A 14,314-nucleotide genomic window follows, 5' to 3' on the forward strand; every position below is an offset into this window, starting at 1 on the left:
GTGCCATGCATGGAGCGCGCCTCGACATCAGCCTGCCGTTCCGCCTATTCTTTCCAGCCATGACCGGGCACGACCACGACCATCACCACCACGACCATTCCGAACTGTCGGAGACCGAGCTTCGCGTGCGCGCGCTGGAAAGCGTGCTCACCGAAAAGGGCTATGTCGATCCGGCCTCGCTCGATCTTCTGATCGAGCTCTACGAGAAGAAGATCGGCCCGCGCAATGGCATCCGTGTCGTTGCAAAAGCCTGGTCCGATCCGGCCTATCAGGCGCGTCTCCTCAAGGACGCCACGGCCGCGATGGCCGAGCTCGACTATGCCGGCCGCCAGGGCGAGCACATGGTCGTGGTCGAGAATACGCCCGAGGTGCACAACATGGTCGTGTGCACGCTGTGCTCCTGCTATCCGCATCCGGTGCTGGGGCTGCCGCCGGTCTGGTACAAATCCGCGCCCTACCGTTCGCGCGCCGTGTCCGATCCGCGCGGCGTGCTGAAGGATTTTGGCGTGACCCTGCCCGCGACGACGAAAATCCGCGTCTGGGATTCCACCGCCGAAGTCCGCTACCTCGTGCTGCCGATGCGCCCGAACGGCACGGAAGGCTGGACCGCCGAACAGCTCGCCGAGCTCGTCACGCGCGACAGCATGATCGGCACGGGCTTGCCGAAACAGCCGGGCGAGGTCAGCTAGATGGACGGCGCGCATGACATGGGCGGCGTCAAGGGTTTTGGCCCCGTCGTGCCCGAGCCGAATGAGCCGGTGTTCCATGCCGATTGGGAACGCCGTGCCTTCGCGCTGACGGTCGCGATGGCGCGTCCCGGCGGCTGGAATATCGACATGTCGCGCTTTGCGCGCGAGAACCGGCCGCCCGCGGATTATCTCGGCAAGAGCTATTACGAGATCTGGCTCGCGGGGCTGGAGACCCTGACGCTCGAGCGTGGCCTCGTGACGCGTGAGGAGATCGAGGCCGGCAAGGTATTGGTGGCCGCAAAGTCCGGTGTGAAACCGATCGCGCCGCAGGAAGTTTCGCCGGCAATCCGCAAGGGCGGCCCGACCGAGCGCGCGCCGGGCGCCCCTGCCCTGTTTGCGGTCGGCGACACCGTGCGGATGAAGGATATCCACCCGAAGACGCACACCCGCCTGCCGCATTATGTCCGCGGCCACCTCGGGACCATCGAGCACAATCACGGCTGCCATGTGTTTCCCGATCTCAATTCGCAGGGCAAGGGCGAGAACCCGCAATGGCTCTACACCGTGCGCTTCGATGGGCCGGAGCTGTGGGGGGCGGACAGCGATCCGACGCTGAGCGTCTCGGTCGATGCCTGGGAATCCTACCTGGAGCGTCCCTGATGGCTCTCACGCCGCAACAGGCGATGCGCGCCGCCGTCGCGGTGCCCGGCGTGCCGCGCGACGCCGACGGCCCCGTGTTCAGAGAACCGTGGGAGGCACGCGCCTTTGCGATGGCGCTCACGCTGCATGAAGCGGGCGTTTTCACGTGGAAGGAATGGGCCGAGGCGCTCGGCGCTGAGATCAAGCGCGCGCAGGCCGGGGGCGACCCCGACACCGGCGAGACCTATTACAGCCATTGGCTCGCGACACTGGAGCGGCTGGTTGCGGCCAAGGGCGTCGCGACCTCTGACATCCTGCACCGCTACCGCGATGCCTGGGATCATGCCGCCGACCGCACGCCGCATGGCCAGCCGATCGAGCTGACGCCAGACGATTTTGGTTATTGACTGCTGGCAAGGTATTCCCGCCAACCCTTGGCGCGCAGGCTGCAGGCCGGACATTCACCGCAGCCAAAACCCCAGTCATGCTGCGCCCCGCGCTCGCCGAGATAACAGGTGTGCGAATGCTCTCGGATGAGACCAACGAGCCCCTCCCCGCCGAGATCATGCGCGAGCTTCCAGGTCGCGGCCTTGTCGATCCACATCAACGGCGTGTGCAGCTCGAATTGTCTGGCCATGCCGAGGCTGAGCGCGCTCTCAAGCGCGCGCATGGTATCATTGCGACAATCGGGATAGCCGGAATAGTCCGTCTCGCACATGCCGCCGACCAGATGGCGGATGCCGCGGCGGTAGGCGAGCGCCGCCGCAAAGGTCAGGAACACGAGGTTGCGGCCAGGCACGAAGGTGTTCGGCAGGCCGTCCTTGCCCATCTCGATCGCGACGTCGCGCGTCAGCGCGGTGTCGGAGACTTCGGCAAGCGTCGGGATCGCGAGCGTGTGGCCGTCGCCCAGCCTGGCCGCCCAGTCCGGCCGCAGCGCGCGGATGCCGGCAATGAGCCGCGCGCGGCAGTCGAGCTCGATCGCATGGCGCTGGCCATAGTCGAAACCGATGGTCTCGACGCGGGCAAAGCGCTCAAGCGCCCAGGCCAGGCAGGTGGTGGAATCCTGGCCGCCGGAAAACAGGACGAGCGCGGTTTCGGACTTGGCTTGATCGGTCATGGCAAGCGTTTAGCACCCCCCCGACGATCAGGCCAAGCGGTGGAAATCGCGTGAGCCGTGCGCGTTGCGCTGGGCTCGATGCGCGCGATGCGGCATAACAGGGAAAATCCCGACAAACGGTAATGGCATGAAACCTTCCCGCGACATTTCAGGGCTGATCGAGGTGATGGCGGCGCTGCGCACGCCTGTGACCGGCTGCCCATGGGACCTCGAACAGGATTTTTCGAGCATCGCTCCCTACACCATCGAGGAAGCTTACGAGGTGGCGGACGCGATCGCACGCGGCGACCTCGACGACCTCAAGGACGAGCTCGGCGATCTCCTGCTCCAGGTGGTCTATCACGCCCGCATGGCGGAGGAGGAAAAGGCTTTCGACTTCGGCGACGTGGTCGAGTCCATCACGCGGAAAATGATCCGGCGCCATCCGCATGTGTTCGGCGACGAGAACGGCGCGGTGACGTCACAGCACGTCGCCTCCAACTGGCAGCGCATCAAGGCCGAGGAAAAGGCCGAGCGCGCCGCGCGACGACCAGCGGAAGAGAGCACGCACACCTCGCTGCTGGCGAGCGTCAAGGCGGGCCAGCCGGCGCTTGCGCGTGCGCTGGAGCTGCAGCGCAAGGCCTCCACCGTCGGCTTCGACTGGAACGACCCGCGTGCGGTGCTGGCGAAGATCCGCGAGGAAGCCGACGAGATCGAGGCTGCTCTCGACCGCAATGACAAGGCCGAGATGTTCGAGGAGACCGGCGATCTCCTGTTCGTGCTGGTTAACCTCGCGCGACATGTCGGCGCCAATCCCGAAATGGCGCTGCGCGCGGCGAATGCGAAGTTCGAACGGCGCTTCGCCTATATCGAGCGTGCGCTGGCGGCAAAGGGACGGACGCTCGAGGGCGCGACGCTGGAGGAAATGGATGCGCTCTGGAACGAGGCAAAGGGGAAGGAAGCTCCCTCGTCGTCCGGGCCAGGCGAGCGATAGCGAGCGCCGAGCCGAGGCGACAATTCTTCACGTCCCGTGCGGGACGGCATCAAACCGGCTGACCACGATGTCGCGCTTGGTCTCGTCGACCCGCACCGTCATGTCGAAGCGGCCGTCCTTGAGCTTCTTGTCGAGCACCTCGGCGTTGCGATGCAGCCAGGAGATGCCGGCGCCGTCGGAGGCATCGATCGAGAGCGCAAGTGTTGCGCGCGTGGCGGCGAGCCGGTCCTCGATCGCCTGGAGCAATTCGTCGATCCCCTCCCCGGTCGCGGCTGACGCCAGGAGGCATGGCCGCTCCGGCGGCCGGCGCGCGGCGATGTTGCGCAAATTCTCGCGCTCCTCGGGCGAGAAGCGGTCGATCTTGTTCCAGACCTCGATGATGCGCGATCCGGCATCGGGATCGATGCCGAGCTGGCGCAGCACCGCCTCGACGTCGTGTTCCTGCGCCTCCGCATCCTCATGCGAGATATCACGGACATGCAGGATCAGGTCGGCCTCCAGCACCTCTTCCAGGGTGGCGCGGAAGGCGGCGACGAGCTGCGTCGGCAGGTTCGAGATGAAACCGACCGTATCCGACAGCATGGCCTTGCCGCCATGCGGCAGGCTCAGCGCGCGCAGCGTCGGATCAAGCGTTGCGAACAACATGTCGGCCGCCTGCACATCCGCGCGCGTCAGGCGGTTGAACAGCGTCGACTTGCCGGCATTGGTGTAGCCGACCAGCGCCACGACGCGGTACGGCACGCGCTGGCGGCCGGCGCGGTGCAGGCGCCGCGTCGCCTGAACCTTTTTCAACTCGTTTTCCAGCCGCGTGATGCGATCGCCGATCAGGCGTCGGTCAGCCTCGATCTGGGTTTCGCCGGGACCGCCCATGAAGCCGAAGCCGCCGCGCTGGCGTTCGAGGTGGGTCCATGACCGCACCAGGCGGCTGCGTTGATAGTTGAGATGCGCGAGCTCGACCTGCAGCGCGCCCTCCTTGGTCTTGGCGCGGCGGCCGAAGATTTCCAGGATCAGGCCGGTGCGGTCGAGAACCTTGGTATTCCAGGCCTTCTCCAGATTGCGTTGCTGGATCGGCGAGAGCGCGCAATCCATCACCACGAGCTCGACGCCGTGGCCGGCGACAAGCCCGGTGATCTCCTCGACCTTGCCTTTGCCGAGGTAGGTGGCAGGCCTGATCTGGCTGATGGGCGCAACCAGCGCATCGACCACCGCTAGATCGATGGCGCGCGCAAGCCCGACCGCTTCGTCAAGCCGGGCCTCCGCATTACGCTGGACATGGGCTTCCGTTTGCGTCTCGGCGTCGCGCGAGCGCATCCGCAAGTAAGGGCCGATGACGATCACCCGCCCGGTGTCCTTGACCCCCGCCGACCGCGGACGGTCGGCTTCCCCTTCGAAATTACGGGGTTCCAATCAGCTCACTCTTCAGGCCTGGGCGTCCTCGCCACTTTCGAACAACTGGATCGGAGCGCCCGGCATGATCGTCGAAATCGCATGCTTGTAGACAAGCTGCGAATGGCCGTCGCGCCGCAGCAGCAAACAGAAATTGTCGAACCAGGTGACAATCCCCTGCAATTTTACTCCGTTGACCAGAAAAATCGTCAGTGGCGTTTTGGTTTTACGAACGTGATTAAGGAAGGTGTCTTGTAAGTTCTGTGCGCGGTCTGCCGCCATTGTTGTTGTCCCGCTGTGATTCTTATTATTTGGAAACCGGTTCCTGCCCTTTCGCGGAGCCTGCCCCGATTGCCTGCCTCCCTTGAGATCCCCCTCCGGGAGTTCCAGACGGAACGATTAGAAGGCAGGCGCGTATATTAGGCAAGCCGCTTCGCGCCTCAGCTCGGGTAAAGAGGTCCGTGATTCTACGGAAAACGCCGGAAAGAGATCAAATTTCTCCTCGTTAACCGACCCCCAACGCCTTGAGCTTGCGGTGGAGGGCCGAGCGCTCCATGCCGACAAATTCCGCCGTGCGAGAGATGTTGCCCGAGAAGCGGCTGATCTGGGCGATCAGATAGTCGCGCTCGAATACCTCCCGCGCCTCGCGCAACGGCAGGCCCATGATGTGCTCGCCGTTGTTTGAGGTGGGCATCGCCGGCACCATGGAACCTACGTCCTGCGGCAACATGTCGGCGGTGATGATGACCTCGGGGCCGCCGGCGGCGAGAATCATCACGCGTTCGACATTGTTGCGGAGCTGGCGGACGTTGCCAGGCCAGACGTGGGACTGCAGCACCGCCATGGCATCCTGGCCGATCTGTCGCTTCGGCAGGCCGGTCGCCGCCGAAATCTGGTCCATGAAATAGTCGATCAGCTCGGGGATGTCCTCGCGCCGTTCTGACAGCGGGGGCACGCGAATCGGCACCACGGAAAGCCGGTGATAGAGATCCTCGCGGAAGCGGCCCGCGGCGATCTCCTCCTCGAGATTGCGCGCGGTCGAAGAAATGATGCGCACGTCGACCTGCACCTTGGCGGTGCCGCCCTGGCGCTGGAACGTCTGATCAACCAGCACGCGCAGGATCTTGTTCTGGGTCTCACGCGGCATGTCGCCGATCTCGTCGACGAACAGCGTGCCGCCATGAGCCTCCTCCAGCGCGCCGGCCTTGCGCGGCTGCTCGCCGTTGGTCTGCTCGACGCCGAACAGCTCGACCTCCATGCGCTCCGGGGTGATCGCGGCGGCGTTGATGACCACGAACGGTCCGTCGGCGCGGTTGGAGGCGGCATGCAGCGTGCGCGCCACCAGCTCCTTGCCGGCCCCGGCAGGGCCGACGATCAGGATGCGGCTGTTGGCCTTGGCGGCGCGCTCGATGGTCTGGCGCAGCTGGTTCATGCAGGGCGAGCGGCCCGTCAACGTGCTCGCGGTCGGCGCGAGCTGCTTCAGCTCCTTCACCTCGCGCTTGAGCCGCGAGGTCTCCAGCGCCCGCGTCGCCACCAGGATCAGGCGGTCGGACTTGAACGGCTTCTCGATGAAGTCGTAGGCGCCGCGCTTGATCGCCGCGACCGCGGTCTCGATGTTGCCGTGACCCGAGATCATGACGACCGGAAGGTCGGCATTGTCGCGCTTGATCTGCTCCAGGAGCTGCAGGCCGTCGAGCTTGCTCCCCTGCAGCCAGATGTCGAGGAACACCAGATGCGGCCGACGATTAGCGATCTCGGCCAGCGCCGAATCGCTGTCGCGCGCCGTGCGCGTGGCAAAGCCTTCGTCGTCCAGGATGCCGGCGACCAGGTCGCGAATATCGGCCTCGTCGTCGACGATCAGAATCTCACTCGCCATGGGTCCCGTCTGCCTCGTCAGTTGCCTGTTGCGGCTTGAATTTTTGTTTCACCATTGGTCGTCTCAACCTGCCCCGCGGTTTCAGCCGCAGGCTGATTTGTCGCTTCCGGCTTTGCCGAATCCTCTTTTCCGGGTTCCTTGGGCCCCTGCTCCTTCGCCTCGACCTTGGCGGCGTGGCCGGAAACCGCAAAGCGCAGGCGCATCCAGGCCCCGCGCTGGCCGGGCCGGAAATCGGCGGCATCCTTCAGCTCGATGCGGCCGCCATGGTCCTCGAGCACGCGACCGACGATCGCAAGCCCAAGGCCGGTGCCCTTGGCCCGCGTCGTCACATAGGGCTCAAGCAGGCGCGCGCGCGCCACCTTGGGCAGGCCGATGCCATTGTCGATCACGTCGATCACGATATCGTCGTTCTCGCGCGCGGCGATGACATCGATGCGACCCTTGCCGAGTTCATCGGGCGGCACCTGCTCGATGGCCTCGGTCGCGTTCTTGATGATGTTGGTCAGCGCCTGAGAGATCAGGCGACGGTCGAACTGCGCCTTCAACGGATCCTGCTTGATGTCCGCCTCGATATCGAGGTCGGGATGGCCAACCTTCATCAGGAACACGGCCTGCCGCACGGTATCGGCGACGTCCTCGCCTTCCATCACCGGCTTCGGCATCCGCGCAAAGCGCGAGAATTCGTCGACCATGCGCCTGATGTCGTCGACCTGCCGCACGATGGTATCCGTGCATTGGTCGAACACCGCCTTGTCCTCGGTGATGACCTTGCCGAATTTGCGGCGGATGCGCTCGGCCGACAATTGAATCGGTGTCAGCGGATTCTTGATCTCGTGCGCAATGCGGCGTGCGACGTCGCCCCAGGCCGAGGTGCGCTGCGCCGAAACCAGTTCCGTGATGTCGTCGAGCACGATGATGTAGCTGTCGCGTGCCTGGCTGGTCTTCTCGGCGGAAACGCGGACCGACAAATTGTGCTCCTGGCCGTCGCGGGTGATGGTGATCTGGCCCTGGACCAGGCGCTGGGTGCCGTCGCGCGCGGTCTTCATCAGTTCGTCAAGCTCGGGCAGCACATCCGACAAGGGATGGTCGAGCGTCTCCGATTCCGCGTGCCCGATCAGTTTTTCCGCCGAGCGGTTGAGGATGCCGACGCTGCCGGAGGCATCGACGCCGATGATGCCGGCGCTGGCGGAGGACAGGACCGCCTCGATGAAGCGGCGGCGGCTGTCGATCAGGTCGGAAGCGCTGACGAGCTCGTCGCGCTGGGTGCGCAGCTCCTGCGTCATCTTGTTGAAGGTTTCCGCCAACTGCGCAAGATCACCTTCAGACTTGTTGACGGGCACCTGCACATGCAGGTCGCCGGTCGAGACGACGTTGGCCGCGCCCATCAGGCGGCGGATCGGCGCCACCAGCCAGTTCGCGAAACTCAGCCCGGTGAGGACCGAAGCCATCAGGATGGTCAGCGCGATCACGGCAAACATCAGCGCGAACGCCACCTGGATGCCGAGCCGGCGCGATTCGACCTGCGCGTATTCGGCGACGCTGGTCTCGGTCTGCTTGAGCTGCGCCACCACGCGCGGGTCGAGCAGCCGCGCCACGTAGAGGAAGGTGTCCGAGAAGGCACGCAGCCGGATCACCGCCGCGACATAATTGGCTTCCGGGAACACCGCGATTTGCGGCTCGGTCTCGTTGACGTTGCTGAGGAAATCCTGCGGCGGGGTCGTGAAGTTCTGCTGGATGCCGGTTTCCGCCGTCTCCAGGACGTTGCGTTCCTTGTCGATCAGCATGGCGCCCGGCAGGTTGCGCATCTGGGCGCTCGTGGTCAGGAGCTGCCGGAACGAGCTGCGGTCCTGGTCGTAGAGCGGGCGGGCGTGCGCGATGTCGTTGGCCATCCCCAGGATGTCGCCGCGGATCAGCTGGGCGTGCTCGTAGGTATAGGCGCGCGCGATGATCAGCGAGTTCTGGATCACTTCCCGCGTCGGCCCGGAAAACAGCCGGTCGAGGCCGCGGTCGATGGTGACATTGGCGACGATGGCCACCAGCACGGCCGGCAGCACCGCGATGACGGAAAACAGGCTGACGATCTGCACATGGAGCCGCGCCGCGGCGCGGCCGCGGCGGCGGGCCTGCACCATCAGCCAGACCTCGCGGCAGATGATGCCGACGAGCAGCAGGATGGTGCCGGCATTGATGAGAAGGAACGAGCTGACCACCTCGCGGGTCGGCTCGATGCTGGTCATCCCCGTCAGCACCAGGAAGGTCAGAAGCGCCGACAGCAGCGCGAGCCCAACGGCGAACGGCGCTAGCACCTTCCGGAGGGACCAGCGCTTGGATTCGACAAGCGACGGATCGAACGGTGTGGCGGCCGAGGTGTCTGCGCTGGTCATTCCGGCTTGGTGATGCTGTGGAAGGTCAGGCCCGCCTAATAGCGGACTGATGCATTCATATCACATTGTTGCCGAATTACGACAATTCCGCGGCGCACACGCGCGCGAAAGCGCGCATCCCCAGCGAGTGCGCAGGATCGGCCGAAAGCAGCCGATTTCGGCCCAAGACCAGCCTAACCGCCGCTACGGTAGACCTGAATATCGAGGTCGCGAATCTTCTTGCGCAGCGTGTTGCGGTTCAGCCCGAGCAGGTCCGCGGCGCGGATCTGATTACCGCGGGTGGCGGCGAGCGCCGCCGTCAGCAGCGGCACCTCGATCTCCTTGAGGATGCGGTGATAGAGGCCCGGCGGCGGCACGCCGTTGGGAAAGCCCTGGAAATGCGAGGACAGATAGGCCTCCACCGCGCCGCCAAGATTGTCGACGTTGTTGGGCGTGTTGCCACCCGAGACCACCGCCGGCGGGGCGAGCTCGCCGTCGATGACGGAGGCCGTGATCACATCCTGCGGGTAGAGCGCGGAGAGCCGGCGGGCGAGGTTTTCCAGCTCGCGCACATTGCCCGGCCAGCGATGCTGCTTCAGCCGCTCCAGCGCCATGGCATCGAGCTTTTTCGGCGGCAGCCCATCCTTCTCGGCCAGCGCAAAGAAGTGCCGGACCAGATCCGGCAGGTCCTCGATCCGCTCGCGCAACGGCGGCAGCCGCAGCGGCACGACGTTGAGGCGGAAGAACAGGTCTTCGCGGAAAAGCCCCTGCTGGATCAGGATGCGCAGATCCTTGTTGGAGGCGGCGACGATGCGTACGTCGGTCTTGATCGGCGTGCGGCCGCCGACGGTGGTGTATTCGCCCTGCTGCAGCACGCGCAAAAGCCGCGTTTGCGCCTCCATCGGCATGTCGCCGATCTCGTCGAGGAACAGCGTGCCGCCCTCGGCCTGCTCGAAACGGCCGGAGGCGCGCGTGTTGGCGCCGGTGAAGGCACCGCGCTCGTGTCCGAACAGTTCTGACTCGATGAGATCGCGCGGGATTGCCGCCATGTTGACGGCGACGAACGGGCCGTTGCGCCGCTTGCCATAGTCGTGCAGCGCGCGGGCGACCAGCTCCTTGCCGGTACCGGATTCGCCCGAGATCATCACCGTAAGGTCGGTCTGCATCAGCCGCGCCAGCACGCGGTAGATTTCCTGCATCGCGGGCGAGCGGCCAACCAGCGGGATCGAGTCGAACTCGGATTCGTCCGCCGGCGACGCTGTCCGCTCCTTCGGCTCGGCGAGCGCGCGGCCGACGATTGCGATCAGCTCCTTGAGGTCGAAGGGTTTGGGCAGGTATTCGTAGGCCCCGCGCTCGGAGGCGCGGATCGCCGTCATGAAGGTGTTCTGCGCGCTCATGACGATGACGGGAAGATTCGGCCGCAGCTTCTTGATCCGCGGCAACAGGTCGAAGGCGTTCTCGTCGGGCATCACGACGTCGGTGATGACGAGGTCGCCCTCGCCCTGGCTCACCCATCGCCACAGCGTCGCGGCGTTGCCGGTCAGCCGCACCTCATAGCCGGCGCGCGACAGCGCCTGGTTCAACACCGTCCGGATGGCGGTGTCATCGTCGGCGACAAGTATGCTACCTGCGGGCATTGTCGTTCCTCATTTGGCATCCTGCGGTGCAGGCGACGGCGTACCCGGAACGTCATCGCGGTGGCTTGGTTCAGCGTGTTTGCTGGCGCTGTACATCGGCAGCAGCACGCGGAAGGTGGTCTTGCGCGGTTGCGACTCGCATTCGATGATGCCGCCATGATCGCCGACAATCTTCGCGACCAGGGCCAGGCCCAGCCCGCTCCCTGTGGGCTTGGTGGTGACGAAGGGATCGAACAGGTTCGGCAGCAGGTCCTCCGGCACGCCGGGACCGTTGTCCTTGACGCAGAATTCCAGCGGCAGCGACACCCGCGATTTCTTGCCGGGCACCGATAGCCGCACGCCCGGGCGGAAGGCGGTGGTGAGCTGGATCTCGGCATCGGCACCGAGATCGACCACGGCTTCGGCGGCGTTCTTCACGAGATTCAGGAACACCTGGATCAGCTGATCCTGGTTGGCCAGCACAGGCGGCAGCGACGGGTCGTAATCCTCGACAAAGCGGACGTTGCGGGCAAAGCCCGATTGCGCCAGCCGCTTGACGTGGTCGAGCACGCTATGGATGTTGACCGGCCCGCGCGCCACGGGGCGGTCGTCGCCGAACACCTCCATGCGGTCGACCAGCGTGACGATACGGTCGGCCTCGTCGCAGATCAGCCGCGTCAACAGGCGGTCCTCGGAGGAGGCCTGCTGCTCGAGGAGCTGCGCCGCGCCGCGGATGCCCGACAGCGGGTTCTTGATCTCATGGGCGAGCATCGCGGCGAGCGCGATCACCGAGCGCGCCGCGGAGCGATGGGTGAGCTGCCGGTCCATCTTGTCGGCGATGGTGCGCTCCTGCAGCATCACCACGATATGGCCGGGGCGCTCCGCAAGCGGCGCGACATGGAGGTCGACCAGGCGGTCACCGCCCATTCGCGGGGTGCCGAGATCGACCTTGTATTCGTTGACCGGGGAACCGGCGTTGCGCACCTGCTCGATCAGCGCAAGCAAGGGGCTGCCGAACGGCACCAGCTCCTTCAGCGACTGCCGGCGCAGGAACTGGGTGGAATTCTCGAAGAAGGATTCGGCGGCGATATTGGCGTCGACGATCTTGCCGTCGGGCGCGACCAGGAGCACCGGGTTGGGCAACGCATTGAGGATGGCCTCGCCGTCCGACGGTATCTGTCCGCGGTACTCGGCGGCATGCGTCATGCGGCGGCACTCCAGGCAAAATCGTCGAAGGCTTCCGACAGCGAGCGGTGCACGCCGTCCGGATCTTCCGCGGTCAGGATACGCGCCCGCCAGGCCTTCAGCCGCTCCGCAGGCACGCCGCTGAAGCGCGCCGCGGTCTCAAGCGCCCAGCCGAGGTGCTTGCGTGCGTGGCGCAGGCCGACCCGCAGGCCGTAATGGGCACAGATCTCGTCGTAGAGCGTGCGCAGGAGAGCCAGCTGGTCCGAAAGCGCGGGCGCTGCTTCCGTTGCCCCGCCGTCGAGCCGGCGCGCGATCTGGCCCGGCAGCCAGGGCGCGCCTTGCGCGCCGCGGCCGATCATCACGGCGTCGGCGCCGGATTCGTCAAGCGCCGTCAGCGCCGTCTCGTAAGAGGTGATGTCGCCGTTGACGACAAGGGGAATATCGATCGCGTCCCGCACCGCCCGAATTGCGGTCCAATCGGCCTCGCCCTTGTAGAACTGGCAGCGGGTGCGGCCATGCACGGTGACCATCCGCACGCCGGCTGCCTGCGCCCGGCGCGCCAACTCCGGTGCGTTGCGGCTCCGGTCGTCCCAGCCGAGCCGCATCTTCAGCGTCACCGGCACCTTCACGGCCGATATCGTCGCCTCGATCAGGCTCACCGCATGGTCGAGGTCGCGCATCAGCGCCGAGCCGGACTGACCGCCTGTCACGTGCCGCGCCGGGCAGCCCATGTTGATGTCGATGATGTCGGCGCCGCCCGCTTCCGCGATCCGGGCCCCCTCCGCCATCCAGCGGGCCTCGCAGCCCGCAAGCTGCACGACATGCGGGCCGACCCCGGCGGCCTCTGCCCGCAGAAGCGTCATCGGACGGCCGCCCACGAGATCATCGCTCGCGGTCATTTCGGAGACCACCAGCCCCGCGCCGAGCTTTGCGGCGAGCCGCCGGAAGGGCGCGTCGGTAATGCCCGACATGGGCGCGAGAAGAACCCGGTTGGCGAGCCGAATACCGCCTATCTCCAAAGGCTTGGAGCCAGATTTTGCCGGGCTGGTCACAGAGCTCTCGTGTCCTCGGCAGGCGCTCCATCGCGTCTGCTGCCGCAAATGTTACGCACAAATCTTGTGCAGTCAAGTTTCATGCCTACACTTTAGACAGCTGTTGGCGTCAACGCAAGTGCACTGCAACAAAATTGGCATTTCCCACAGCAATCGCTGTGTTCTTCGATCAACGCCGTGATAAGGGCTGTGCGCCGTCACCCCTCGCGCCACAGCCGTCACTTCCGATTTGTCCCATGGCCCCTTCGCCACGCACTGCCGCCATCGTCGTCGCCGCCGGCCGCGGCCTGCGCGCGGGTCACGGCGGACCGAAGCAGTACCGTATGATCGGCGGGCAGACCGTGATCTTCCGCGCCATGGCGCCGTTCTGCACCCATCCCGGGATTGCCGTCGTGCAGCCGGTGCTCAACCCCGACGACACCGCGATGTTCGAGGCCGCCACCCAGGGCCTGCGCCATGCGCGGCCCGCCAATGGCGGTGCGACGCGGCAGGCTTCGGTGCATGCGGGGCTTGAGGCGCTCGCGGCCGAAAAGCCGGACATCGTCCTGATCCACGACGCCGCGCGGCCGTTCGTGTCCCCTGCCCTGATCGCGCGCGCGATCGAGGCTGCGGCACGCACCGGCGCGGCGATCCCCGCGATTCCCGTTGCCGACACTATCAAGCTGATCGATGCCACCGGCGATATCGAGGCGACGCCGGAGCGTGCGCGGCTGCGGATCGCACAGACGCCGCAATCATTCCGCTTCGATGCCATCCTCGACGCCCATCGCCGCGCCGCGCGCGAGGGCAGAGCCGATTTCACCGACGATGCGGCGCTCGCGGAATGGGCGGGATTGACGGTGGCGACCTTTGAGGGCGATGTTGCCAACATGAAATTGACCACTCCCGAGGACTTCGTGCGCGAGGAAGCGCGGCTTGCGAGCCTGCTCGGCGACATCAGGACCGGCACCGGCTATGACGTCCACGCCTTCGGCGAAGGCGACCATGTGATGATCTGCGGCGTGCGCGTGCCGCATGCGAAAGGCTTTCTCGCCCATTCCGACGGCGATGTCGGTCTGCATGCGCTGGTCGATGCCATTCTCGGCGCGCTCGCCGACGGCGACATCGGCTCACATTTCCCGCCCTCCGACCCGAAGTGGAAGGGCGCTTCCTCCGACCGCTTCCTGAAATATGCGGTCGAGCGCGTCACCGCGCGCGGCGGCCGCATCGCCAATCTCGAGGTGACGCTGATCTGCGAGCGGCCGAAGATCGGCCCGCTGCGCGATGCCATGCGTGCTCGCATTGCCGAGATTTCCGGCCTCGACATCTCGCGCGTGGCGGTGAAGGCGACGACCAGCGAGCGGCTCGGCTTCACCGGCCGCGAGGAAGGGATCGCAGCCACCGCAAGCGCCACCATCCGCCTCCCCTGGAGCGCATGA

13 protein-coding genes are annotated in these 14,314 nt (G+C 65.9%); 5 read left to right on the forward strand and 8 right to left on the reverse strand.

Going from position 1 to position 14,314, the window contains the following annotated elements; all coding sequences use genetic code 11:
• Window positions 1-59: 59 nt before the first annotated feature.
• The 3 genes from nthA to QOU61_RS19280 are packed head-to-tail and all read left to right on the forward strand — an operon-like array spanning window position 60 to window position 1,735.
• A complete protein-coding gene (nthA, locus tag QOU61_RS19270; RefSeq protein ID WP_289661602.1) occupies window positions 60-689 on the forward strand; it encodes a nitrile hydratase subunit alpha in 630 nt (209 codons plus the stop codon).
• Window positions 690-1,349 carry a nitrile hydratase subunit beta gene (nthB, locus tag QOU61_RS19275; RefSeq protein WP_289652792.1) on the forward strand — a complete coding sequence of 220 codons (660 nt, stop codon included), beginning with the start codon at window positions 690-692 and terminating at the stop codon, window positions 1,347-1,349. It abuts the gene before it with no gap.
• The gene (locus QOU61_RS19280) at window positions 1,349-1,735 is read left to right on the forward strand and encodes a nitrile hydratase accessory protein (protein WP_289652793.1); all 387 of its coding nucleotides are present in this window, start codon (window positions 1,349-1,351) and stop codon (window positions 1,733-1,735) included. The genes nthB and QOU61_RS19280 overlap by 1 nt, the downstream gene beginning before the upstream one ends.
• Here the strand turns inward: QOU61_RS19280 and queC are convergent.
• On the reverse strand, window positions 1,729-2,445 hold the full coding sequence (gene queC / locus QOU61_RS19285; RefSeq protein ID WP_289652794.1) for a 7-cyano-7-deazaguanine synthase QueC: 717 nt from the start codon (window positions 2,443-2,445) through the stop codon (window positions 1,729-1,731). The two genes, QOU61_RS19280 and queC, sit on opposite strands and share 7 nt — an antisense overlap.
• A 127-nt stretch (window positions 2,446-2,572) precedes the next feature.
• On the opposite strand from queC, the gene mazG reads away from it, so the two are divergent.
• Window positions 2,573-3,418 (forward strand): nucleoside triphosphate pyrophosphohydrolase, encoded by an 846-nt coding sequence (gene mazG, locus QOU61_RS19290; RefSeq protein ID WP_289652795.1) that lies wholly within the window; start codon window positions 2,573-2,575, stop codon window positions 3,416-3,418.
• Window positions 3,419-3,445: 27 nt separating this feature from the next.
• Here the strand turns inward: mazG and hflX are convergent, their stop codons facing one another.
• The 7 genes from hflX to dusB form a co-directional block, all read right to left on the reverse strand.
• Complete coding sequence (hflX, locus tag QOU61_RS19295) at window positions 3,446-4,825, reverse strand: GTPase HflX (RefSeq protein WP_289652796.1); 1,380 nt, start codon at window positions 4,823-4,825, stop codon at window positions 3,446-3,448.
• A gap of 12 nt (window positions 4,826-4,837) precedes the next feature.
• Window positions 4,838-5,086 (reverse strand): RNA chaperone Hfq, encoded by a 249-nt coding sequence (gene hfq / locus QOU61_RS19300; RefSeq protein WP_289652797.1) that lies wholly within the window; start codon window positions 5,084-5,086, stop codon window positions 4,838-4,840.
• 223 nt (window positions 5,087-5,309) lie between these two features.
• On the reverse strand, window positions 5,310-6,680 hold the full coding sequence (gene ntrX, locus QOU61_RS19305) for a nitrogen assimilation response regulator NtrX (protein WP_289652798.1): 1,371 nt from the start codon (window positions 6,678-6,680) through the stop codon (window positions 5,310-5,312).
• Window positions 6,681-6,697: 17 nt separating this feature from the next.
• Window positions 6,698-9,064, reverse strand: coding sequence for a sensor histidine kinase NtrY-like (locus QOU61_RS19310; RefSeq protein ID WP_289652799.1), 2,367 nt, complete (start codon window positions 9,062-9,064; stop codon window positions 6,698-6,700).
• A 173-nt stretch (window positions 9,065-9,237) separates the two neighbouring features.
• Window positions 9,238-10,680 (reverse strand): nitrogen regulation protein NR(I), encoded by a 1,443-nt coding sequence (gene ntrC / locus QOU61_RS19315; protein WP_289652800.1) that lies wholly within the window; start codon window positions 10,678-10,680, stop codon window positions 9,238-9,240.
• A 9-nt stretch (window positions 10,681-10,689) separates the two neighbouring features.
• Window positions 10,690-11,865, reverse strand: coding sequence for a two-component system sensor histidine kinase NtrB (locus tag QOU61_RS19320; protein WP_289652801.1), 1,176 nt, complete (start codon window positions 11,863-11,865; stop codon window positions 10,690-10,692).
• Window positions 11,862-12,863 carry a tRNA dihydrouridine synthase DusB gene (gene dusB / locus QOU61_RS19325; RefSeq protein ID WP_289661604.1) on the reverse strand — a complete coding sequence of 334 codons (1,002 nt, stop codon included), beginning with the start codon at window positions 12,861-12,863 and terminating at the stop codon, window positions 11,862-11,864. Before dusB ends, QOU61_RS19320 begins: the two co-directional genes overlap by 4 nt.
• 269 nt (window positions 12,864-13,132) lie before the next feature.
• Between dusB and QOU61_RS19330 the strand changes: the two genes are divergently transcribed.
• Window positions 13,133-14,314 (forward strand): bifunctional 2-C-methyl-D-erythritol 4-phosphate cytidylyltransferase/2-C-methyl-D-erythritol 2,4-cyclodiphosphate synthase, encoded by a 1,182-nt coding sequence (locus tag QOU61_RS19330; protein WP_289652802.1) that lies wholly within the window; start codon window positions 13,133-13,135, stop codon window positions 14,312-14,314.

The sequence above is a fragment of the Bradyrhizobium sp. NP1 genome (genome assembly GCF_030378205.1).
GTDB lineage: Bacteria > Pseudomonadota > Alphaproteobacteria > Rhizobiales > Xanthobacteraceae > Bradyrhizobium.

Excerpts from the sequence above, each read along its gene's own strand:
- nthA (WP_289661602.1), top strand. The coding sequence starts at position 60 with ATGACCGGGCACGACCACGACCATCACCACCACGACCATTCCGAACTG.
- nthB (WP_289652792.1), top strand. The coding sequence starts at position 690 with ATGGACGGCGCGCATGACATGGGCGGCGTCAAGGGTTTTGGCCCCGTC.
- QOU61_RS19280 (WP_289652793.1), top strand. The coding sequence starts at position 1,349 with ATGGCTCTCACGCCGCAACAGGCGATGCGCGCCGCCGTCGCGGTGCCC.
- queC (WP_289652794.1), bottom strand. The coding sequence starts at position 2,445 with ATGACCGATCAAGCCAAGTCCGAAACCGCGCTCGTCCTGTTTTCCGGC.
- mazG (WP_289652795.1), top strand. The coding sequence starts at position 2,573 with ATGAAACCTTCCCGCGACATTTCAGGGCTGATCGAGGTGATGGCGGCG.
- hfq (WP_289652797.1), bottom strand. The coding sequence starts at position 5,086 with ATGGCGGCAGACCGCGCACAGAACTTACAAGACACCTTCCTTAATCAC.
- ntrX (WP_289652798.1), bottom strand. The coding sequence starts at position 6,680 with ATGGCGAGTGAGATTCTGATCGTCGACGACGAGGCCGATATTCGCGAC.
- QOU61_RS19310 (WP_289652799.1), bottom strand. The coding sequence starts at position 9,064 with ATGACCAGCGCAGACACCTCGGCCGCCACACCGTTCGATCCGTCGCTT.
- ntrC (WP_289652800.1), bottom strand. The coding sequence starts at position 10,680 with ATGCCCGCAGGTAGCATACTTGTCGCCGACGATGACACCGCCATCCGG.
- QOU61_RS19320 (WP_289652801.1), bottom strand. The coding sequence starts at position 11,865 with ATGACGCATGCCGCCGAGTACCGCGGACAGATACCGTCGGACGGCGAG.
- QOU61_RS19330 (WP_289652802.1), top strand. The coding sequence starts at position 13,133 with ATGGCCCCTTCGCCACGCACTGCCGCCATCGTCGTCGCCGCCGGCCGC.